The following is a 21175-nucleotide window of genomic DNA, read 5'->3' as shown; positions in this document are numbered from 1 at the left end:
GCGTAAGATCGTCGGCAGCGTCAGATGTGTATAAGCGACAGCCCGTGCCGGGCGCTGGGCCGGGACCGCGAAGACCGAGTGCGGCATCCACGTCTGAGCGCCGCACCCGAGACAGACCAAGGAGACACGATGACCCTCACCCATGCCCCCGACCCGGGGACCGTGAGCCCCGCCGGGCCCGACGTCCAGGACGCCCTGGAGGCCGAGGCGATCCACATCATCCGCGAGGTGGTGGCCGAGTTCGAGCGCCCCGCCATGCTCTTCTCGGGCGGCAAGGACTCCGTGGTGATGCTCCACCTGGCCGCGAAGGCCTTCTGGCCGGGGAGGATCCCCTTCCCGGTGGTCCACGTGGACACCGGCCACAACTTCCCCGAGGTCCTCGAGTTCCGCGACCGCACGGTGGAGCGGCTCGGCCTGCGGCTCGTGGTGGGCTCCGTGCAGGAGTACATCGACCGCGGCGAGCTGCGTGAGCGCGCCGACGGCACCCGCAACACCCTGCAGACCACCCCCCTGCTGGACACGATCCGGACCAACCGGTTCGACGCCGTCTTCGGGGGAGGCCGCCGTGACGAGGACAAGGCGCGGGCCAAGGAGCGGATCATCAGCCTGCGGGACGCGTTCGGCCAGTGGGACCCGCGCAACCAGCGCCCCGAGCTGTGGAACCTCTACAACGGCCGTCACACCCCCGGCCAGCACGTCCGCGCGTTCCCCATCAGCAACTGGACCGAGCTGGACGTGTGGCGGTACATCGCCCGCGAGGGCATCGAGCTGCCCTCCATCTACTACGCGCACGAGCGGGAGGTCTTCCGCCGCGACGGCATGTGGCGCGCCGTGGGGGAGCACTCCCGCCCGGCCGAGGGCGAGGAGGTCACCACGCGGACGGTGCGCTACCGCACGGTGGGCGACATGTCCTGCACCGGCGCCGTCCTCTCGGAGGCCGCCACCGTCGAGGACGTCGTGCTCGAGGTCGCCGCCTCCACCCTGACCGAACGCGGGGCCACCCGCGCCGACGACCGCATCTCCGAGGCGGCCATGGAAGATCGCAAGAAGGACGGGTACTTCTGATGAGCACCGCACTGCTGGACCGGCACGCCCCCGCCGGGACCCTGTTCCGCCTGGCCACGGCCGGCTCGGTCGACGACGGCAAGTCCACCCTCGTGGGCCGCCTCCTGCACGACTCCAAGGCCGTCCTGGCCGACCAGCTCGAGGCCGTGGCCCGCACCTCCGCCGAGCGCGGCTTCGGCGGTGCCGAGGGCGGGCTGGACCTGGCGCTGCTGACCGACGGCCTGCGCGCCGAGCGGGAGCAGGGGATCACGATCGACGTCGCGTACCGGTACTTCGCCACGGACCGGCGCACCTTCGTGCTGGCCGACTGCCCCGGGCACGTGCAGTACACCCGGAACACCGTCACGGGCGCCTCGACGGCCGATGCGGTCGTGCTGCTCGTGGACGCCCGCAAGGGCGTGGTGGAGCAGACCCGGCGCCACCTCAGCGTGGTGGCCCTGCTGCGGGTGCCGCACGTGATCGTCGCCGTCAACAAGATCGATCTCGTGGACTACGCCGAGGAGGTCTTCACCGCGATCGCCGAGGACGTCCGGCGCGTGGCCCGGGAGCTCGGCCTCTCCGACGCGGTGAGCGTCCCGGTGTCCGCCCTGCAGGGCGACAACGTGGTCACCCGCTCCGAGCGGACGGACTGGTACACCGGCCCCACGCTCATGGAGCTGCTCGAGTCCCTGCCCGGGGCGGACGCCGAGGACGACGCCGCCGCCTCCTTCCGCTTCCCGGTGCAGCTCGTGGTGCGCCCCCAGGGCGCCCTGGCCCCCGGCCTCGACCCCGAGGTGTTCCGCGACTACCGCGGCTACGCCGGGCAGGTGGTCGCGGGCACCGTCCGGCCCGGGGACGCCGTCGCCGTCCTCACCCCGGGGCAGCCGGCGCGCACCACCACCGTGGTGGGCGTGGACGCCGCCGGGGAATCCCTCGAGGAGGCCTCCTCCCCGCAGTCGGTGGTCCTGCGCCTGGCCGACGAGGTGGACGTGGCCCGCGGGGACACGATCGCCGCCGCGGACACCGCCCCGCGCCCCACCGCGGAGGTGGCCGCCGCGCTGTGCTGGCTCTCCGCCGCACCGCTGCGCGTCGGGCAGCAGGTCCTCGTCAAGCACGGCACCGCCGTCGTCCGGGCGCTCGTCCAGGAGGTGGCCGGTCGGCTCGACCTCGACACCCTGCGGCTCGACCCGGCCGAGACCCTCGGGCTCAACGACATCGGACAGGTGCGCCTGCACCTGGCCGCGCCGCTGCCCGTGGAGCCCTACGCCGTGCATCGGCGCACCGGGGCGTTCCTCGTGATCGACCCCCACGACGGGGCCACGCTCGCCGCCGGCATGGTGCGCGGCGGCGACGAGGCCTGATCCGGATGACGACGGCGCGACGGGAGCGGTCATGACGGTGGTGATGGAGGACGTGGGCAAGAGCTTCGGCGGGCCCACGCCCGTGCTGGAGGACGTCTCCGTGCGGATCGAGCCGGGCGAGTTCGTCTGCCTGCTCGGTGCGTCCGGGTGCGGCAAGTCCACCCTGCTGAACCTCGTCGCCCGGCTCGAGGCGCCCACCGCGGGCGTCGTCAAGACCCCCCGGGAGGGGGCCGCGTTCATGTTCCAGGACGCCGCCCTCTTCCCGTGGCTCACCGCCCGCGGCAACATCGAGCTCGCCCTCCGCTTCGCCGGTGTGGCCGCGGGGGAGCGTCGGGAGCGTGCCGGGGAGCTGCTGCGCCTCGTCCACCTCGACGACGCCGCCGACCTGCGACCCCACCAGCTCTCCGGCGGCATGCGCCAGCGCGTCGCCCTGGCCCGGGCCCTCGCCCAGGACCGCCCCCTGCTGCTCATGGACGAGCCGTTCGCGGCCTTGGACGCGATCACCCGCGACCTGCTGCATGGGGAGCTCGAGCGCGTGTGGCGGCAGACCGGTCGGACGGTCGTGTTCGTCACCCACAACGTGGCCGAGGCCGTCCGCCTCGGCCAGCGGGTGCTGCTGCTGTCCTCACGTCCGGGTCGCGTCGTCGCCGAATGGGACGTGCCCGCGGCCGCCCGCCACGACGCGCCCGCCGCGGCCGCCCTCACGGCCGCCATCACCGCCCGACTCGGTCAGGAGATCCGTCGCCATGCGCACTGACACCCCCACCCTCGACGCCCCCGGCCGCGCGCCGGGGGCCGCCACCGACGACGAGCTGCGCGAGCTCGACAGCGGCCTCGACGCGCTCCAGGCCGTCGACTCGACCCGTCGGACGGGTCTGGCCGGGTGGGACTGGAGCCGGGTCCTGCTCCCGGTGGCCGCCGTCGTCCTGCTCGTGGCGATCTGGCAGGCCTTCGCGTGGCTGGCCGGTGCGCGCGGTGAGCCGATCACCGGTCCCGGCGACGTCGTCGGGGCCTTCGGGACGCTGTGGGCCCAGGGCCTCGTCCAGCAGGCAGTGGCGACGTCGGTGGGCCGCGCCGTCGTCGGCTTCGCACTCGCCGTGGTCGTCGGCGTCGGGCTGGGCCTGGTGCTCGGACAGGTCAGCGTCCTGCGGCGGGCGTTCGGCCCGCTGCTCACGGCCCTGATGGTGCTGCCGAACGTGGCCTGGGTGCCGCTCGCGGTGCTGTGGTTCGGCCTCAGCGACGCCACCGCGTACTTCGTGATGCTCACCGGCGCCGTCCCCGCCGTGGTCGCCGGCCTCACCACCGGCACGGACCAGGTGCCGCCGCAGCTGCGTCGCGCGGCCCGGGTGCTGGGCGCCTCGCGTCTCGAGACCGCCCTGCTGGTGGTCCTCCCGGCCGCCCTGCCCGCCTTCGTCTCCGGCCTGCGCCAGGGCTGGGCCTTCGCGTGGCGAGGCCTCATGGCCGCCGAGATCATCGCCGTCGGCGGGCCCATGGGCGTGGGACTCGGGACCCTGCTCCACGAGGGACGTGCCGCGTCCGACCTCGCCGTCGTCCTCTGCGCCGTCCTGACCATCCTGGCCGTCGGCGTCCTCGTCGAACTGGCCGTATTCGGCCCCGTCGAGCGGCGCATGCTGCGCCGCCGGGGGCTGCTGGAAGGGAGCACGCGATGACCGCGTCCGATCTGTACCCCACCTCCCTGCGTCTGCTCGGCCGGCCCGTCCTGATGGTGGGCGGCGGGCGCGTGGCCGGCCGCCGCATGGGCGCCCTCCTCGACGCCGGCGCGCTCGTCACCGTGGTGGCCCCGGAGCCGGGGGAGGAGGTGGAGCGGCTCGCGGCGGCCGGCCTGATCACCCTGCACCGCCGCCCCTACCGCCCGTCCGACCTCGACGGGGTCTGGTTCGCCCAGACCGCCACCGGCGACCGGGCCGTGGACGGGGCCGTGGCCTCCGACGCCGAGGCCCGCCGCGTCTGGTGCGTCGACGCCTCCGATGCCGAGTCCTCCGCCGCCTGGACGCCCGCCGTCGTCCGGGCCGGGGACGTGACCGTGGCCGTCAACGCCGGGGGAGACCCTCGCCGCGCCCGCGCCCTGAAGGATGCGATCACCCTCGCCCTGTCGACGGGGCGGCTGCCGCTGCGCCGGCGGCGCGCGTCCGCCGAGCCCGGCCGCGTGGCCCTCGTCGGCGGCGGCCCCGGCGACTCCGGGCTCATCACCGTGCGCGGCCGACAGCTGCTCGCGGAGGCCGACGTGGTGGTCGCCGACCGGCTGGGCCCGCGCGCCCTCCTGGCCGAGCTGGACCCGGCGGTGCCCGTGATCGAGGTCGGCAAGGCCCCCGGGAACCACCTGGCCACGCAGGACGAGATCAACGCCGTCCTGGTCCGGGAGGCCCGGGCCGGCCGCCTCGTCGTCCGGCTCAAGGGCGGCGACCCGTACGTGCTCGGCCGCGGCGGCGAGGAGGCAGCGCACTGCCGCGCCCATGGCGTCGACGTCGAGGTGGTCCCCGGTGTCACGAGCGCCGTCTCGGTGCCCGCCGCCGCGGGGATCCCGGTCACCCATCGCGGCGTCGCCACCGGCTTCACGCTGGTGACCGGCCACGAAGAGCTGGCCGAAGTGCCCACCCGGGCCGACCACACGCTCGTCCTGCTGATGGGCGTGCGCCGGCTCGCGGACACCGCGCGCCGACTGACGGAGCGCGGCCTCGACGGCGCGACGCCCGTGGCGATCATCGAGCGCGGCTGGATGCCGGACCAGCGGGTCACCGTGGGCACGGTGGAGACCATCGCCGCGCAGGCGGCCGCCGTCGGTGTGGAGAACCCCGCCGTGATCGTCGTGGGCGACGTCGTGCGCCTGAGCCCCTACGCCACCGGCGCGCCTGCAGCCGGTGTCCCTGCCCCGATCTTGACCCTGAACCCGACCTCCGAAGGAGCACGAGCATGACCCTGACCCCCTCGAGGCCTGACCGCCCGTTGCGCATCGCCATCATCGGTGCCGGACCCGCCGGGGTGTACACGGCGGACATCCTGACCAAGGAGGAACGGGACTTCCGTGTCAGCATCGACCTGTTCGACCGGTACCCGGCCCCGTTCGGCCTCATCCGCTACGGGGTGGCCCCGGACCATCCGCGCATCAAGGGCATCGTCACCGCCCTGCACAAGGTCATGGACCGCGGGGACATCCGTTTCCTCGGGAATGTGGACTACGGCACGGACCTGAGCCTGGCGGATCTGCGTCGGCATTACGACGCGATCGTGTTCTCCACCGGTGCCGTGCGGGACGCGGCCCTGGACGTTCCCGGGGTGGAGTTGGCCGGCTCGTTCGGTGGCGCCGACTTCGCGTCCTGGTATGACGGGCACCCGGATGTGCCGCGGCATTGGCCGTTGGAGGCCACGCAGGTGGCGGTGATCGGCAACGGGAACGTGGCCCTGGATGTGGCCCGGATCCTGTCCAAGCATGCCGAGGACCTGTTGCCCACCGAGATCCCGGACAACGTGTACCGGGATCTGGCCGCTTCCCCGGTCACGGATGTGCACGTGTTCGGCCGGCGTGGGCCGGCGCAGGTGAAGTTCACCCCGTTGGAGCTGCGGGAGCTGGCGCATTCCCGGGATGTGGACATCGTGTTGTACGAGGAGGACTTCGACTTCGATGAGGCCTCGGAGAAGGCGATCGAGGAGAACAATCAGGTCCGCACCATGGTGGGCACGTTGACGAACTGGCTCATGGAGCAGGAGGACCGTCAGCAGAGCGCCTCGCGTCGGCTGCACCTGCATTTCCTCCAGGCCCCGGAGGAGTTCCTGGACGAGGACGGCGACGGCCGGGTGGACGGCCTGCGGATGCGCCGGATGGAGTTGGACGGTTCCGGTGGGGTCCGTCCGACGGGGGAGACCGTGGACTACCCGGTGCAGGCGGTGTACCGGGCGGTGGGGTATTTCGGTTCGCCCGTGGAGGGGGTGGAGTTCGATGAGGTGCGCGGTGTGATCCCGAACGCGCAGGGCCGCGTGCTCGACGCGGACGGCGCCCCCGTGCCGGGCCTGTACGCCTCGGGGTGGATCAAGCGGGGCCCGGTGGGGTTGATCGGGCACACCAAGGGTGACTCCCTGGAGACGATCAAGCATCTGATCGAGGACGAGCCGGGGCTGTGGACGGCCCAGGAGCCGTCGGAGGAGTCCGTGATCGAGCTGCTCGAGTCCCGTGAGGTCCCGTACACCACGTGGGCTGGTTGGCATGCTCTGGATGAGCATGAGAAGTCCTTGGGTGCGCAGGCGACGGAGGCCGGGCCGGTGGCGCGGGAGCGGGTGAAGGTCGTGGACCGGGAGGAGATGACCCGCATCTCCCGCGACGGGGCCTCCGTCCCGACCGCCTGATCCGGGGCGGGCCCTGGCCGCCCCGGCGCTAGGCTTCCGGGGTGGCCCGCCTCCTCCTCGACATCACCCCGCTGCGGGTCTCACCCGCCTACCGGCGGCTGTGGCTCGGCAACACGCTCGCGTACGTGGGCACGCAGCTCACGCTCGTGGCGGTGTCCCTCGAGGTGTTCGCCCTGACCGGCTCCTCGTTCGCGGTGGGCCTGCTCGGCCTCGCCGCGCTCGTGCCGCTCGTGGTCGCGGGCCTGTACGGCGGCGCGATCGCGGACCGGCACGACCGCCGCCGCGTCGCGCTGACCTCCTCGGCCGTCATGTGGCTGACCACGGTCGGCATCGCCGCGCAGGCCTGGGCCGGGCTCGAGTCGGTGCCGGTGCTGTACGCCCTCGTGGCCCTGCACTCCGGCGCGTCCGGCATCAACCAGCCCACCCGCGGCGCGATCATCCCCGCGCTCGTGGGCCTGCCGCTCGTGCCGGCGGCGAACGCGCTGAACATGATGACGTTCTCCGTGGCCCTCATGGTCGGCCCCGTGCTGGGCGGCGTGCTCGTGGCGGCGGTCGGCTACGCGTGGACCTACTCGATCGACGTCGTCACCTTCCTGGCCGCCCTGTACGCCGTGTGGCGGCTGCCGTCCCTGCCGCCGCAGCAGGCCGAGGCCGCGGCCGCCTCGGGCACGCGCGGGGGCCTGGCCTCGGTGGTCGAGGGCCTGCGCTTCCTCGGCTCGCGACCGAACCTGCGGATGACCTTCCTGGCGGACATCGTGGCCATGACGACGGCGTTCCCGCGCGCCCTGCTGCCCGCCATCGGCGCCGTGGTGCTCGGCGGGGGTGAGGCCGCCGTCGGGGTGCTGCTGGCCGCGATGGCGGCGGGCGCGTTCCTCGCGGGGCTGTTCTCCGCTCCGTTCACCCGCCTGCATGCGCAGGGCTGGGGCGTGTACGTCTCGATCCTCGTGTGGGGCGGGGCGGTGGCCGCGTTCGGCGGCGTGGTCTGGTGGGCACAGTCGCTGCCCGACGGCGATCCCCGCCTCACGCTCGCGTTCGCCCTCGCCGCGCTGTGCATGGCGGTGGGCGGGGCCGCGGATTCGCTCTCCGGCGTCTTCCGCGGCTCGATCCTGCAGTCCGCGACCCCGGACCACCTGCGCGGCCGGCTGCAGGGCGTGTTCGTCGTCGTGGTGGCGGGCGGGCCGCGCCTGGGCGAGCTGCTCACCGGCGGCGCCTCCGTGGGCCTGGGGGAGGGGCCGACCCTGCTGGCCGGCGGTGTGCTGTGCATGCTCGGCGTGACCGCGCTGATGCGGTGGGAGCCCGGCTTCCTGCGCTACGACGCGCGGAACCCCACACCCTGAGCGGGCGCGGGGTTCCGTGGCGGGAGGCTGCGAGCCCGCGACCGCCGAGGAGCGCCGAGCCAGACGTTTCTGCCCGTGAGCCAGATGATTCTGCTGCAGATCGGGCCGCGAAACCGCCGAAACGTCTGGCTCGCGGCAGCCTGAGCCGCCGTCCACGGGAGCCACCACGACGACGGCGGCCGGCGGGTCAGCGGTCGCGGTCGGCCTGGAGCGTGGCCGGCACCGCGCCGCCCAGGCGCGTCCAGTGGCGGACGAGGTCCTCGTCCGGGGCCGCCTGGAGCGTCTCGCGGGCCGCCTCCTCCGCCTTCTTGATGCGGCGCTCCAGATCCTGGTCCGCGCCCTCGTAGGCGGCCGCGTGCCGGTGGGAGCGCAGCGATCCGACGTCCTCCGTGCGACGCTCCACCACCGCGAGCTGCTCGGCGATCGCGTCCTGGTTGGCGCGCTGGGCCTTCAGGTTCGCGGGGGCGAGCACCTGGGCCACGAACCCGTGGTCGAGGAGGAGGCCGCGCGGGGCGGCGATGCCGTGACGCAGCGCGAGGTCCACATGGTCCTCGAAGGTCAGGAGCATGGCGGCCTTGGTGAACTTCAGGTCGTCGACCGGGCGGCCGTCCACGCGGGCCCGGGCCCGCGCCCGGCCGATCGTGGTGTCGGCGGACCACACGGCCCCGCGAGGGTCGATCAGGTACAGCATGGGGACTCCTGGTGGGCTCGGAGGGGAGACGGCGTGCGGATCAGCGGAAGTTCACGAACTGCAGGTCCGCGTCCTCGAAGTCCTTGAGCATCGCGATGACCGACTGCAGGTCGTCGCGGGACTTGGAGGACACGCGCAGCTCGTCCCCCTGGATCTGGGCCTTGACGGACTTGGGGCCCTCGTCGCGGATCAGCTTGGTGATCTTCTTCGCGGTGGGCTGGTCGATGCCCTCCTTCATGGTCGCCTCGATGCGGTACTCCTTGCCGGAGGCGAACGGGGCGCCGGCGTCGAGGGACTTGAGGGAGATGCCGCGCTTGACGAGCTTGGACTCGAACACGTCCTTGACGGCCTTGACGCGCTCCTCGGAGGAGGCCTTCATGAGGATCTTCTCGCCGGAGAAGTCGATCTCGGCGCCGACGCCCTTGAAGTCGTAGCGCTGGGCGATCTCCTTCTGCGCCTGGTTCAGGGCGTTGGACACCTCCTGGCTGTCCACCTTGCTGACGACGTCGAACGTGGAATCGCTGGCCACGGGTGCTCTCCTTCAGGGTCTGCGGACGGGGCGCGCCCGTCGTCGACGGCCACTGCGGGGCCGCGCGGAGCGCTCTGCGGGCCAGCCTACCGGGGACGGCGGACGCGGTCCCGGGCCGATTGGCGGCGTGGCGCGGGGATGCTGTACAGTCGACTCTCGCCCGGCCGGTGCGGTCGTCCTCGAGACGCCCGGCAGCCGCCGGGTGGCACGGCAGATTTCCCGAGCGGCCAAAGGGGGCTGACTGTAAATCAGCTGGCATTGCCTTCACTGGTTCGAATCCAGTATCTGCCACCGGAACGAAGACCCCGGGACCACACGGTCCCGGGGTCTTCTGCCGTCCGGGGCCGTGGCACCCCCCGTGTCCCCGCCCCGGGAGGTGGCGGCCTCCCGCCAGGCGACGTAGCCTGCCTGTGGTCCGTGTCACACCCGATGCCCTGTGCGGTCCGGTGGCGGCACGGCCCTGCATCGTGACGCCGTGCGGCGTCGCCCGACCATCCGCGAGGAGCGCCCGATGACCGAGTCCACCGCCCCCGAGTCCTTCACCCAGGGACCGACCGACGTCGAGCTGCTCGAGCAGACCCTGGCCCAGAACCTCGACGACACCGCCCGCCGGTTCGCCGACCGCGCCGCGCTCCTGGAGTGTGGACCGGACGGGGACCCGGCCACCGGCCGCACCTGGACCTACGGGCAGCTGCGTGAGGAGTCCGTGACGGTGGCCAAGGCGCTCATGGCCGCGGGCTACGAGGCGGGGGACCGGATCGGCATGTGGAGCCCCAACGTCGCCGAGTGGGTCTCGCTGCTCTACGGCGCGGCGCGTGCCGGCGTCATCCTCGTGAACCTCAACCCGGCGTACCGCGCCCACGAGCTGACCTACGTGGTCGAGCAGTGCGACATGCGCGGGCTGGTGGTGGCCTGCGCGGACGCACGCATGGACCCGCCCGCCACCGCACGCGCCGTGGCCCGTGAGTCGGCGCCGCACCTGCGGCAGCTGATCATGCTGCCGGCCGGGAGCGGCGAGGACGCCTACGCGCACGTGCAGGCCGGCGACGTGGCCGGCCGACACGCCGCCGATCCCGTGGCCGAGGGCACGTGGGCCGACTTCCTGGCCGAGGCCGCGCGGGTCTCGGACGAGGACCTGGCCGTGCGCGAGGCCGCCACCGGGCCGGCGGACCCCGTGAACCTGCAGTACACCTCGGGCACCACCGGCTTCCCCAAGGGCGTCACGCTGACGCATCGCAACGTGCTGAACAACGGCTTCCACATCGGCGAGCTTCTGGGCTACACGGAGGAGGACACCGTGGTGATCCCAGTGCCGTTCTTCCACTGCTTCGGCATGGTGATCGGCGTGATCGCCACCGTCTCCCACGGCTCGCTCGCCGTCATCCCGGCGCGCAGCTTCGAGCCGGTCTCGGCGCTGCGGGCTGTGGCCGCCACCGGTGCGACGAGCCTGTACGGCGTGCCGGCGATGTTCATCGCCATGCTCGCCCGGCCTGAGGCGGACGCGTTGGACCTGTCCACGCTGCGCACCGGCGTGATGGCCGGCTCCACGTGCCCCGTCGAGGTGATGAAGAAGGTCATCGACCGGTTCCACATGTCCGAGGTCGCCATCTGCTACGGCATGACGGAGACCGCGCCCGTGTCCACCATGACCCGCCGCGACGACTCCCTGGAGGTGCGCACCCAGACCGTCGGCCGGACCATGCCCCACGTGGAGACGAAGATCGTGGACCCCGCCACCGGTGACGTCGTCCCGCGCGGGGCCACGGGCGAGCTGTGCACTCGCGGCTACTCCGTGATGCTCGGCTACTGGGACGCCCCCGAGAAGACCGCCGAGGTGCTGGACGCCGACGGCTGGATGCACTCCGGCGACCTCGCCTCCATGGACGAGGACGGCTCCGTGCGCATCGAGGGCCGCATCAAGGACCTCGTGATCCGCGGCGGCGAGAACATCTCCCCGCGCGAGGTGGAGGAGTTCCTCTACACCCACCCGGACATCCAGGACGTCCAGGTGGTGGGCGTGCCGGATGAGAAGTACGGCGAGCAGCTCATGGCCTGCGTGATCATGAAGGACGGCGTCGAGCCGCTCACGGTGGACGCCGTCCGCGAGTTCGCCGCGGGCCGGATCGCGCACTTCAAGATCCCGGCCCACGTCCGCGTGCTCGACGCCTTCCCCATGACCGTCTCCGGCAAGGTCCGCAAGGTCGAGCTGCGCGAGGAGGGCGCGAAGGTCGTCCAGGCCCAGGCCCAGGCCCAGGCCCAGGCCCAGGCCCAGGCCCAGGCCCAGAGCGTGGGCTGACGGCGGCCGTCACCCTCAGGCGGCGGGCAGCGGGAACACGTCCCAGATGGTGCAGACCGCCTCGGGGGCGGCGCCCAGGATGGCGGCACGGTACGTGGTCGACCACGCCCGCGGGTCGGCGTCGCGCAGGCGCCACGTGCCGTCCGTGAGCACCGCGTCCACGAACGCGGAGGTGTCGGCGGGGCTGCCGTCCTCGTGGACCAGGGGGCCGCGGCGCAGGGCCTCGCCCAGGTCACCGGCCCGTCCGACGGCGTAGAGCGCGGTCTCGTCCGTGTCCAGCACGAGGCCGCAGTCCTCCTCGAAGGCGGTGATCCAGGCCATCGCGTGCCGCATGGCCTCGTCCGGGTCGGGATGGCGGGTCACGATGAGCACGGAGCCGCGCGCGCCCGGACGCAGGGAGCCGGCCGTGCCGGGGCCGTGCGGGTCGGGCTCGCGCGGGGCGGCGGCGGCGTGCGGGCGGGGCTCGAAGGCGGTGGTCATGGCGGTCTCCTCCCGGGTGGGGACTCATCAGGGTCCCGGCGGCGCCGCACCGGCCGGGGCGGCATCGCCCACGCTAGGAACCCGGGGCGGTCGGCCGGTCGGGCCCGGCCGGGGCTGGGGAGGACGCGCCGGGAGCAGTGGCCTGTGCAGGAGTGGAGGGGCCGCGCGGACGCGCCGGCACGGCCCCGGCCGATCCGGCGTCGCGTCAGTGGGCGCGGTGGTCGGCCGGGGCGAGCTTGGGTCCGAACCCCTGCTTGCGCTCTCCGGAGAGCCCGATCATCCGCACCACCCGCTGCCGGTGCCCGGCCCACGGCGCGAGCAGGCGGAGCATCCCGGCGTCGTCGGTCCGGCGTCCCGTGAGGACCTGCCCCACGTACTGCGCCAGGTGGTAGTCGCCCACGGAGACGAGGTCCGCCGCCCCGTGGCTGCGCTGCAGCGCCTCGGCCGTGGTCCACGGCCCGATCCCGGGCACCGATTCCAGGCGCCGGGCCAGCGCGGCCACCCCGGCCGTGTCCCCGGGGGCGACCGCGTCGCCGAGCCGGTCGATGCTCGCGGCCCGCCGGGCGACCTCCAGCATGGTCCGTGACTGGGAGGGCTGCACCCAGGCCCGCGCATGCCAGTCCCACGAGGGGATCCGCAGGACGGCGGCCGGGGTCGGCGGCGGCAGCATCCCCGGCGGCACCGGGCCGGGGGCGGGCCCGTCGTCGTCGATCCGGGCGGCCAGCCGCACGAGGGTGCGCCAGCCGTGCCGCGCCTGGTCGTGGGTGACCTTCTGCTCGAGCACGGCGGTGAGCAGCTGCCGGGACAGCGCGCCCGCCGCCGGCAGCCGCAGCCCGGCCCGCGTCCGCCGCGCCTCGCGCACGTGCCGCGGCAGCGCGGGCGCGCCGGAGTCCGGCCGCAGCAGGGCGTCGAAGGCGGCCCAGCCGTCGTCGTGCAGGCCGAGCAGACGCTCCACGTCGGCGACGGCGGTGCGCGCGCCCGCGCCCCACGCGCGGGCCGTCACCGCGGTGCCGCCCCCTGCGGCCTCCCGGGCGCCGGAGACCAGCAAGGACGTCGGCCGGCCCGGCCCGCCCGACGCCGCGTCCGGGGCGGGGGAGCGCAGGGTGAGCCAGACGCCCTGCGGTGTGGCGCGGACCGTGGGGTCGGCCGCGCCGCGCTGCAGGGGACGCAGGGTGAGCGCGACGTCCACGGGGACGGGCACGCGTACGCGGCGCTCGGCGTCCGGGGCGATCATGCCCGCACCGTACACCCGGGCCCGGACAGGACGACGTCGGCCGTGACGGCGCGCACGCCGGGCGTTGCCCCGCGTGTCCGGGGCCCTCCTTCGGCGTCCGGCCCCTGGCGTAGCGTGGGGTGCGTGACTGAACAGACCCCCGCGCCCACCCCTGCGCAGCCCATGCAGTACGCCGAGAACGTCCTCGAGCTGATCGGGCACACCCCGCTCGTGAAGCTGCACTCCGTGACGGAGGGCATCGAGGCCACCGTGCTGGTGAAGGTCGAATACCTGAACCCCGGTGGCTCCGTGAAGGACCGCATCGCGCTGAAGATGATCGAGGAGGCCGAGCGCGAGGGCCTGCTCGGCCCGGGCGGCACCGTCGTGGAGCCCACCTCGGGCAACACGGGCGTAGGGCTGGCCCTGGTCTCGCAGCTCAAGGGCTACCGCACCGTGTTCGTCACCCCGGACAAGGTGGGTCAGGAGAAGCGGGACGTGCTCAGCGCGTACGGCGCCGAGCTCGTCGTCACGCCCACCGCCGTGGACCCGACGTCCGAGGAGTCCTACTACGGGGTCGCCGACCGCCTCGTGCGGGAGATCCCCGGGGCCTATCAGCCCAACCAGTTCTTCAACCCCGCCGCCCCGGCCTCCCACTACGAGACCACCGGCCCCGAGATCTGGGAGGACACGGCCGGCCGCGTCACCCACGTCGTGATGGGCGCCGGCACGGGCGGCACCATCACGGGCACCGGCCGCTACCTCAAGGAGGTCTCGGCGGACCGCCCGTCCGGTCCCGTCCGCGTGATCGGCGCGGACCCCAGCGGCTCGGTGTACTCCGGCGGCACCGGCCGGCCCTACTTCGTCGAGGGTGTCGGCGAGGACATGTGGGTGGACAACTACGACCCCGCGGTCCCGGACGAGGTCATCGCCGTCGAGGACGCCGAGGCCCTGGCCATGACCCGCCGCCTCGCCGCCGAGGAGGGCCTGCTCGTGGGCGGCTCCTCCGGTCTGGCCGTCGTGGCCGGCCTGCGCGCCGCCCGCGAGCTCGGCCCGGAGGACGTCATGGTGATCGTGCTGCCCGACTCGGGCCGCGGCTACCTCGCCAAGATCTTCAACGACCCGTGGATGGACGAGCGCGGCTTCGACTACGACGTCCGCGAGACCGTGCTGCCGGCGTGGGCGCGCGGGCGCACCCGCTCGGCGGTCCCGCAGACGGACGACGACGGCGCCACGGGGGCCGCCGGCGGGGCCGGAACGCCCGTCGAGGTGCTCGAGCACGCCGACGCCGAGCCGGCGACCCGCGCGGGCGCCCCCGCCGAGACCGACCGCTGGTCCGCGACGGCGGGGGAGCTGCTGACCGAGAAGGCCGACCTGTTCCCGGGATCCGTGCCCACCCTCGTCACCGCGGCCCCGACCACCTCGGTGGCGGACGCCGTCGCGACCATGAACCGGTACGGCGTCGACGCCCTGCCCGTGATCCTCGAGCCCCGGCACGACCTGCGGATCGGCGAGGTCCGCGGCACCGTCTCCACCGCCGCGCTCGCGGACGCCCTCGCTGAGGGGCGGGCCACCGCGCAGACCCCCGTGGCCGACGTCATGGGCCCCGTGCTGCCCTGCCTGGGGGCGCGCACCCCGCTGCGCGCCGTCGCCCGCCGCCTCGCCCAGGACCCCGTGCTGCTGGTGCTCGAGGCCGGCCGCGTCCAGGGCGTCGTCACCCTGCACGACGTCCTCGCCCACGTCACCGCCTGAGGCCGGCCGCGCCGGCCGTGCCCGCCCCACCCGACCCGATCTCTCCGAGGAGGCTCCTGAGATGACCGAGCAGAACGTCCACGAGGACCCGCACGCCACCACCCCCGACACCGGCGCCGAAGACGCCGCCGCCCACCCCCGGGGGGGAGGCTTCGGCACGCGCGCCGTGCACGCGGGCCAGCACCTGGATGAGGTGTTCGGCGCCGTCGTCCCGCCGATCCACCTCTCGAGCACGTACGCGCCCACGGCCGTCGGCGAGCTGCGGCGCGGCTACGACTACGGCCGCGGCACCAACCCCACCCGGGACGCGCTGCAGGAGCAGCTGGCCGCGCTCGAGGCCGGCGTCGACGAGTCCGGCGCGCCCCGGGCCACCGGCCTCACGTTCGCCTCCGGCCTGGCCGCGGAGACCGCGCTGATCATGGGCGCGGGCCGGCCGGGCATGACGATCGTGCTGGGCAACGACGTGTACGGCGGCTCCTACCGCCTCATCTCCCGCGTGCTCGCCCCCTGGGGCGTGGAGCACGTCGTCGTGGACATGGGGGACGCCGAGCAGGTCGCCGCCGCCGTCGAGCGCGCCGCCGCCACGGGGCCGGTCATGGTGTGGCTGGAGACCCCGTCCAACCCGATGATGAAGATCTCCGACGTCGCCGCGGTCGCCGAGGCGGCCCACGCGCACGGCGCCCTGCTCGTGGTGGACAACACCTTCGCGACGCCGTACCTGCAGTCCCCGATCGCCCTCGGCGCGGACGTGGTGGTGCACTCCACCACGAAGTACATCGGCGGCCATTCGGACGTGATCGGCGGGGCGCTCGTGATCCCGGATGCCGCACTCGCCGAGCAGGTGAAGTTCCAGCAGTTCGCGGCGGGGGCCGTGAACGGGCCCCTGGACGCGTACCTGACCACGCGCGGCCTCAAGACGCTCGGGGTGCGCATGGACCGCCACCAGGCCAACGCCCAGGCCGTCGCCGAGTGGCTCACCGGCCGCGCCGAGGTCTCCCAGGTGCTGTACCCGGGGCTGCCGGGCCACCCCGGCCATGAGCTCGCGCGGCGCCAGATGCGCGGTTTCGGCGGCATGGTCTCGTTGCGCCTGGCCGGCGGTGCCGCGGCGGCCCGCCGCGTGGCCGAGTCGACCCGCCTGTTCCAGCTCGCCGAGTCCCTGGGCGGCATCGAGTCGCTGATGAACTACCCGGCGGAGATGACCCACGCGTCCGTGGCCGGCACGGAGCTGGCCGTCCCGGACGACCTGCTGCGCCTGTCGGTGGGCATCGAGGACGCCGAGGACCTCGTGGCGGACCTGGAACGGGCTCTGGGCAGCCTCTGACCGGCCGACGTCCGCCAGAGGTCTAGCGCACGGGTGGGGAGCACCCGGCGGCGTAGTGTGACGGTCATGACCCTCACCGCCTTCGTCAACGCCCATGTCGTCCCCGTCGCCGCCGAGCCGTTCGACGGCACCCTGCTCGTCGAGGACGGCCGGATCACCGCGATCGGCCCCGACGTCGAGGCGCCCGACGGCGCCGAGGTGGTGGACTGCGAGGGACGCTGGGTGCTGCCCGGCTTCGTGGACGCGCACGTCCACCTGGGCATGCACGCCGAGGGCGAGGTCGGTGCGACCGCGGACGTCAACGAGATGACGGACCCCGTGATGGCCGGGGTGCGGGCGATCGACGCCGTCGACCCGAACGAGCCGGGCTGGAAGGACGCCCTGGCCGGCGGGGTGACCACCGTGAACGTGAACCCCGGCTCGGGCAACCCGATCGGCGGCCAGGCGGTCGCGTTGCACACCCACGGACGCACCGTGGACGAGATGGTGCTGCGCAGCCCCTCGGGCGTGAAGTCCGCCCTCGGCGAGAACCCCAAGAACGTCTACAAGGAGAAGGGCCGCACCCCGTCCACGCGGCTGGGCACCGCCCTCGTGATCCGCGAGGCGTTCCTGCGGGCGCAGGGCTACATGGCCCGCCGCGCGGAGGCCGAGCGCGAGGACAAGCCCTTCACTCGCGATCCCCACCTCGACGCCCTCGCCCTCGTCCTGGAGCGCACGATCCCCTGGCGCCAGCACTGCCACCGCACGGACGACGTCGCCACCGCCCTGCTCCTGGCCGACGAGTTCGGCTACGACCTCGTCCTGGACCACGGCACCGAGGCGCACCCGCTGGCCGGCCAGCTCGCGGCCCGCGGCGTGCCGGTGCTGATCGGCCCGCTGTTCACCACCAAGTCCAAGCCGGAGCTGCGGGGCCGCTCGATGCGCAACCCGGGGCGTCTGGCGCGGGCCGGCGTCGAGATCAGCATCATCACCGACCACCCGGTGGTGCCCATCGACTTCCTCGTCTACCAGGCCGCGCTGTCGGTGAAGGAGGGCCTGGACCGGGAGACCGCCCTGCGCGCCATCACCCTGCATCCCGCGCGCGTGCTGGGGCTGGACGACCGCATCGGCTCCCTCGAGGTGGGCAAGGACGCCGACCTGGTGCTCTGGTCCGGCGACCCGCTCGATGTCATGCAGCGGGCCCTGCGCGTGTGGATCGGCGGCCGTCAGGTCATGGAGTACGACCTCGCCACGGCCCGGCCCGTCGTCGCCTCCGCCCGTCCCGTGGAGGACTGAGCGGCGCCGCCGCCCGCCGGCGGGGGCGGGACGCGCGGGCTCAGCGCCGCAGGCGCGAGTGCACGGGCGGCAGCCAGACGAGCGCGGCGCCCAGGAGCATCACGACGGCGAGGATGATCAGCAGGCCGTTGGCCCGCAGGAACGCGGGGGCGGCCAGCAGGACGGCGATGAACGTCAGGGTCCCGATCGCCGAACGACGGCGGCGCAGCAGACCGATCCAGCCCCACAGGGACGCCGCGGCCAGCAGGGCGACGGCGGTGCCCATCGTGAACTGCCCCGTCGCGCCGCCCAGCACGCCCACCGACTCCATGCCGGTGAGCGGATCGATGACGGGCTCGCCGCTGTCCTGTGCGCGGGCCCCGTTCCAGAGGAACGCGCCCGCGATGCCGATCAGCACCACGGTGACCGCGAGCCAGTAGAGGCGCGCGACCTTCAGGAGCGGGTGGACGAGGCCGGCATCGGACTCGGCCGCGTCCCGCGCGGCCAGGTCGCGCTCGCGGTCCGCGCGACGCCGTCCCAGGCGCTCCTCGTCCTCGGCGGCGAGGCGGGCGCGCTCGGCGCGCAGCCGTGCGTCGTCGGCCCGCTGACTCTCCCGGAAGGACTGGGCGGCACGGCCGGCGGCCCGGCCGAGCCCGCGGGCGAGGGGGTGGTCTTCGCTGTTCTGGGGCACGTGCCGAGCCTATCTCCCCGGCCGGTGCGCGGCCGGGGTGTCCGAGGGCACAGCCCACCACGCAGTCCGGTGGCGTAGACTGATCAGACCGGATCCGGTCTTTCCCCTGTGATGAGTGAGCGTGGACGCGTGTGCCACGCCGGACTGCAGATGTCTGTGCAGATGTGTGTGCGGGCCACGAACGTCGTGGCCCTCGGGGGCTGCCGGGTGGACGGAATCATCTGACCCAGCTGGCCCCTGCGCCCCACGACGTCGACCCGCGACCGACGTCCTCCGGCGTGCGCCCGCGCATCCCCACAGGAGGACCCATGTCCGACATCCTCGATCCCCAGACCACCGCCGAGGCCGCCCCCGAGCTCGCCGAGGCGGTGGTCTGGGGATCGAGGATGTCGGACATGGGTCCTCCTGTGGCCGAGGCCCCGGCCGAGCCCGACGCCCCCGAGGCTCCCGCCGAACCGGCCGGCCCCACCTTCCTGGACCTCGGCCTGGACGCCCGCGTGCTGGCCGCCGTCGAGGACCTGGGCTACACCCGCCCCTCGCCGATCCAGGAGGCGACCATCCCGCTGCTGCTGGACGGCCGCGACGTCGTGGGCCTGGCCCAGACCGGCACCGGCAAGACCGGCGCGTTCGCGCTGCCGGCGCTGTCCCGACTCGCCGAGACCACGGACGTGAACGGGCGCGCGGACACCCCGCAGGTGCTCGTCCTCGCCCCGACCCGCGAGCTCGCCCTCCAGGTGGCCGACGCCTTCGACGGCTACGCCAAGCACCTCGACGACGTCTCCGTGCTCGCCGTGTACGGCGGCTCCCCCTACGGACCGCAGCTGGCCGGACTGCGCCGGGGCGCGCAGGTCGTCGTCGGCACGCCGGGCCGCGTGATCGACCACCTCGAGCGCGGCTCGCTGGACCTGTCCGACCTGCAGACCCTCGTGCTGGACGAGGCGGACGAGATGCTGCGCATGGGCTTCGCGGAGGAGGTGGACCGCATCCTCGCCTCCACCCCGGACACGAAGCAGACCGCGCTGTTCTCCGCCACCATGCCCCCGGCCATCCGCCGCATCTCCGCCCAGTACCTGAACGCCCCGGAGGAGGTGGCCGTCGCCCGTCAGTCGACGACGTCCGCCACGATCCGCCAGCGCTACCTGCAGGTGGGTCACCAGTGGAAGTTCGAGGCCCTGAGCCGGATCCTCGAGACCGAGGAGCACGACGGCGTCATCGCCTTCGTGCGCACCCGTGCCGGCACCGAGGAGCTCGCCCAGAAGCTCACGCGCGCCGGGTTCAAGGCCGTGGCCATCTCCGGCGACATCGCCCAGAAGCAGCGCGAGAAGACCGTCGAGGACCTGAAGGCCGGCCGCGTGGACATCCTCGTGGCCACCGACGTCGCCGCCCGCGGCCTGGACGTCGAGCGCATCTCGCACGTGGTCAACTACGACATCCCGCAGGACGCCGAGTCCTACGTGCACCGCATCGGCCGCACCGGCCGCGCCGGCCGCCAGGGCGACGCCGTGCTCTTCATGACCCCGCGCGAGCGCTTCCTGCTCAAGCAGATCGAGCGGACCACCCGCCAGCAGGTCGAGGAGATGGCCGTGCCCTCCGTCGCCGACGTCAACGCGGCCCGCAAGCGCCGCTTCGCCGACGGCATCACCCGCACCCTCGAGCGCGCCTCGGAGGAGGAGCTGGCGGTGTTCGGTGAGATCGTCGCCGCGTACGTCGACGAGCACGAGGTCGAGCCGGCGCGTGTGGCCGCCGCGCTGGGCATGATGACCCAGGGCGGCCGCCCGCTGCTGGCCCGCGAGCAGGAGATCCCGTTCGGCGGCGCCCGCGGCCGCAAGGACCGCGACGGAGGCCGCGAGGGTGGGCGCGACGGCGGCCGTGAGCGCGGCACGAGTGACGGCCGCGGCTCGCGTGGCCCGGCCCGGGAACCTGCGGCCGGCAACGCGACGTACTGGATCGCCGTGGGCCACCAGGACCGCGTGCGGCCGGGCAACATCGTGGGTGCGCTGGCGAACGAGGTGGGCCTGCCCGCCTCGGCCATCGGCGCGATCGACCTGCGTGGCAACCACTCGCTCGTCGAGCTGCCGGCAGACCTGACCTCGGCCCAGCTCGAGGCCGCGGCCAACGCCGAGATCAACGGCCGTCGCCTCGGCCTGCGCAAGGACACCGGCCGCCCGACCCGCGCCGAGCGCGACGGCGAGGACCGCGGTGAGCGCCGCGGCGGCTTCCGCAAGGACCGCGGCGAGCGCGGAGGCTTCCGCGGGGACCGCGACGGCGGCCAGCGCGGCGGCTTCCGCAAGGACCGGGACGACCGCGGCTTCCGTGAGGATCGCGGTGGCTTCCGCAAGGACCGGGACGACCGCGGGGGACGCCCCGGCGGCCGCAAGCCCCGTTGGGGCGCCCAGGAGCGCTCGGATCGGGGCGCCCGCCGCTGATCCGGCCGGGGTGCGGACCCCCGGAGGCCGTAGCCGGGGCCGATTTTGCATCGGCCCCGGGGCCCTGGTAGAGTCTCACCTCGTTGCCCCGATAGCTCAGTGGTAGAGCGCCATCTTGGTAAGATGGAGGTCCCGGGATCGATTCCCGGTCGGGGCTCTGACATGAGAGCCCGCCCTCGCGGCGTGAAACCGTGAGTGCGGGCGTTCTTGTGTCGTGGCGGCGTAGCTCAGCTGGTTAGAGCGCACGACTCATAATCGTGAGGTCGGGGGATCGAGTCCCCCCGCCGCTACGGAATCGGACGGACCCGGTCACCTCCTCGGAGGGGCCGGGTCCTTTCGCGTTCCGGGGCCCGTCCGTCGCCCCGGTAGCCTGGCGGGCATGTCCACGCGTCGCCCCGCCCCCCAGCCCGCCAGGCTACCGGGG

Annotated in this window: 17 protein-coding genes and 3 tRNA genes; 15 read left to right on the top strand and 5 right to left on the bottom strand. The window is 74.0% G+C overall.

Features of this window, described 5'->3' with window-relative positions:
* The first annotated feature begins 129 nt into the window (after positions 1-129).
* Genes cysD through J1M39_RS04305 form a run of 7 tightly spaced genes read left to right on the top strand, consistent with a single transcriptional unit; the run spans position 130 to position 8101 of the window.
* Positions 130-1065 carry a sulfate adenylyltransferase subunit CysD gene (gene cysD, locus J1M39_RS04335; RefSeq protein WP_002855962.1) on the top strand — a complete coding sequence of 312 codons (936 nt, stop codon included), beginning with the start codon at positions 130-132 and terminating at the stop codon, positions 1063-1065.
* Positions 1065-2405, top strand: coding sequence for a sulfate adenylyltransferase subunit 1 (locus J1M39_RS04330; protein ID WP_036316896.1), 1341 nt, complete (start codon positions 1065-1067; stop codon positions 2403-2405). The genes cysD and J1M39_RS04330 overlap by 1 nt, the downstream gene beginning before the upstream one ends.
* A 31-nt stretch (positions 2406-2436) precedes the next feature.
* Complete coding sequence (locus tag J1M39_RS04325) at positions 2437-3162, top strand: ABC transporter ATP-binding protein (protein ID WP_036316899.1); 726 nt, start codon at positions 2437-2439, stop codon at positions 3160-3162.
* Complete coding sequence (locus tag J1M39_RS04320) at positions 3152-4075, top strand: ABC transporter permease (protein WP_041104780.1); 924 nt, start codon at positions 3152-3154, stop codon at positions 4073-4075. The genes J1M39_RS04325 and J1M39_RS04320 overlap by 11 nt, the downstream gene beginning before the upstream one ends.
* Positions 4072-5340, top strand: coding sequence for a uroporphyrinogen-III C-methyltransferase (gene cobA, locus J1M39_RS04315; RefSeq protein ID WP_113914188.1), 1269 nt, complete (start codon positions 4072-4074; stop codon positions 5338-5340). Before J1M39_RS04320 ends, cobA begins: the two co-directional genes overlap by 4 nt.
* Positions 5337-6764, top strand: a complete 1428-nt coding sequence (locus J1M39_RS04310; protein ID WP_206496488.1) for an FAD-dependent oxidoreductase — start codon at positions 5337-5339, stop codon at positions 6762-6764. Before cobA ends, J1M39_RS04310 begins: the two co-directional genes overlap by 4 nt.
* Positions 6765-6805: 41 nt before the next feature.
* The gene (locus J1M39_RS04305; RefSeq protein WP_206496487.1) at positions 6806-8101 is read left to right on the top strand and encodes an MFS transporter; all 1296 of its coding nucleotides are present in this window, start codon (positions 6806-6808) and stop codon (positions 8099-8101) included.
* A 187-nt stretch (positions 8102-8288) separates the two neighbouring features.
* On the opposite strand, the gene J1M39_RS04300 is transcribed toward J1M39_RS04305, so the two are convergent.
* Positions 8289-8792 carry a hypothetical protein gene (locus J1M39_RS04300; protein ID WP_036317679.1) on the bottom strand — a complete coding sequence of 168 codons (504 nt, stop codon included), beginning with the start codon at positions 8790-8792 and terminating at the stop codon, positions 8289-8291.
* A gap of 40 nt (positions 8793-8832) precedes the next feature.
* Positions 8833-9321, bottom strand: coding sequence for a YajQ family cyclic di-GMP-binding protein (locus J1M39_RS04295; RefSeq protein ID WP_002856881.1), 489 nt, complete (start codon positions 9319-9321; stop codon positions 8833-8835).
* Positions 9322-9530: 209 nt separating this feature from the next.
* Between J1M39_RS04295 and J1M39_RS04290 the strand changes: the two genes are divergently transcribed.
* Together J1M39_RS04290 and J1M39_RS04285 are read left to right on the top strand one after the other, a co-directional pair.
* Positions 9531-9612: transfer RNA gene (locus tag J1M39_RS04290), tRNA-Tyr, on the top strand.
* A 220-nt stretch (positions 9613-9832) separates the two neighbouring features.
* A complete protein-coding gene (locus tag J1M39_RS04285) occupies positions 9833-11617 on the top strand; it encodes an AMP-binding protein (protein WP_036383891.1) in 1785 nt (594 codons plus the stop codon).
* Positions 11618-11632: 15 nt separating this feature from the next.
* On the opposite strand, the gene J1M39_RS04280 is transcribed toward J1M39_RS04285, so the two are convergent.
* Entirely contained in the window at positions 11633-12097 is a 465-nt protein-coding gene (locus tag J1M39_RS04280) for a hypothetical protein (RefSeq protein WP_036383888.1), read from the bottom strand.
* Between the two features lie 205 nt (positions 12098-12302).
* Positions 12303-13331, bottom strand: a complete 1029-nt coding sequence (locus tag J1M39_RS04275; protein ID WP_036383886.1) for a DNA-3-methyladenine glycosylase family protein — start codon at positions 13329-13331, stop codon at positions 12303-12305.
* 162 nt (positions 13332-13493) lie between these two features.
* Between J1M39_RS04275 and J1M39_RS04270 the strand changes: the two genes are divergently transcribed.
* The 3 genes from J1M39_RS04270 to J1M39_RS04260 all read left to right on the top strand — a co-directional run bounded on the left by J1M39_RS04270 (position 13494) and on the right by J1M39_RS04260 (position 17655).
* The gene (locus J1M39_RS04270) at positions 13494-15059 is read left to right on the top strand and encodes a pyridoxal-phosphate dependent enzyme (RefSeq protein ID WP_095346304.1); all 1566 of its coding nucleotides are present in this window, start codon (positions 13494-13496) and stop codon (positions 15057-15059) included.
* 61 nt (positions 15060-15120) lie between these two features.
* On the top strand, positions 15121-16380 hold the full coding sequence (locus J1M39_RS04265) for a cystathionine gamma-synthase (RefSeq protein WP_036383880.1): 1260 nt from the start codon (positions 15121-15123) through the stop codon (positions 16378-16380).
* Between the two features lie 66 nt (positions 16381-16446).
* A complete protein-coding gene (locus tag J1M39_RS04260) occupies positions 16447-17655 on the top strand; it encodes an amidohydrolase (RefSeq protein ID WP_206496486.1) in 1209 nt (402 codons plus the stop codon).
* A 40-nt stretch (positions 17656-17695) separates the two neighbouring features.
* Here the strand turns inward: J1M39_RS04260 and J1M39_RS04255 are convergent, their stop codons facing one another.
* Positions 17696-18325, bottom strand: a complete 630-nt coding sequence (locus J1M39_RS04255; RefSeq protein WP_036337595.1) for a hypothetical protein — start codon at positions 18323-18325, stop codon at positions 17696-17698.
* A 308-nt stretch (positions 18326-18633) separates the two neighbouring features.
* Here J1M39_RS04255 and J1M39_RS04250 point away from each other — a divergent pair, with 308 nt between their 5' ends.
* The 3 genes from J1M39_RS04250 (at position 18634) to J1M39_RS04240 (ending at position 21041) form a co-directional block, all read left to right on the top strand.
* Complete coding sequence (locus J1M39_RS04250; protein ID WP_206496485.1) at positions 18634-20751, top strand: DEAD/DEAH box helicase; 2118 nt, start codon at positions 18634-18636, stop codon at positions 20749-20751.
* Positions 20752-20836: 85 nt separating this feature from the next.
* A tRNA-Thr gene (locus J1M39_RS04245) sits at positions 20837-20908 on the top strand.
* Positions 20909-20967: 59 nt separating this feature from the next.
* Positions 20968-21041, top strand: a tRNA-Met gene (locus tag J1M39_RS04240).
* Positions 21042-21175 lie beyond the last annotated feature (134 nt).

This window comes from Micrococcus sp. KRD077 (genome assembly GCF_017168505.1).
Classification (GTDB): domain Bacteria; phylum Actinomycetota; class Actinomycetes; order Actinomycetales; family Micrococcaceae; genus Micrococcus; species Micrococcus luteus.
Note: the sequence above shows the minus strand (reverse complement) of the source record. Positions and strands in the feature narration are given on the sequence as shown.

Coding starts and splice junctions, on each gene's coding strand:
- cysD (WP_002855962.1), top strand. CDS start 130: ATGACCCTCACCCATGCCCCCGACCCGGGGACCGTGAGCCCCGCCGGG.
- J1M39_RS04330 (WP_036316896.1), top strand. CDS start 1,065: ATGAGCACCGCACTGCTGGACCGGCACGCCCCCGCCGGGACCCTGTTC.
- J1M39_RS04325 (WP_036316899.1), top strand. CDS start 2,437: ATGACGGTGGTGATGGAGGACGTGGGCAAGAGCTTCGGCGGGCCCACG.
- J1M39_RS04320 (WP_041104780.1), top strand. CDS start 3,152: ATGCGCACTGACACCCCCACCCTCGACGCCCCCGGCCGCGCGCCGGGG.
- cobA (WP_113914188.1), top strand. CDS start 4,072: ATGACCGCGTCCGATCTGTACCCCACCTCCCTGCGTCTGCTCGGCCGG.
- J1M39_RS04310 (WP_206496488.1), top strand. CDS start 5,337: ATGACCCTGACCCCCTCGAGGCCTGACCGCCCGTTGCGCATCGCCATC.
- J1M39_RS04300 (WP_036317679.1), bottom strand. CDS start 8,792: ATGCTGTACCTGATCGACCCTCGCGGGGCCGTGTGGTCCGCCGACACC.
- J1M39_RS04285 (WP_036383891.1), top strand. CDS start 9,833: ATGACCGAGTCCACCGCCCCCGAGTCCTTCACCCAGGGACCGACCGAC.
- J1M39_RS04280 (WP_036383888.1), bottom strand. CDS start 12,097: ATGACCACCGCCTTCGAGCCCCGCCCGCACGCCGCCGCCGCCCCGCGC.
- J1M39_RS04275 (WP_036383886.1), bottom strand. CDS start 13,331: ATGATCGCCCCGGACGCCGAGCGCCGCGTACGCGTGCCCGTCCCCGTG.
- J1M39_RS04270 (WP_095346304.1), top strand. CDS start 13,494: ATGCAGTACGCCGAGAACGTCCTCGAGCTGATCGGGCACACCCCGCTC.
- J1M39_RS04265 (WP_036383880.1), top strand. CDS start 15,121: ATGACCGAGCAGAACGTCCACGAGGACCCGCACGCCACCACCCCCGAC.
- J1M39_RS04260 (WP_206496486.1), top strand. CDS start 16,447: ATGACCCTCACCGCCTTCGTCAACGCCCATGTCGTCCCCGTCGCCGCC.
- J1M39_RS04250 (WP_206496485.1), top strand. CDS start 18,634: ATGTCCGACATCCTCGATCCCCAGACCACCGCCGAGGCCGCCCCCGAG.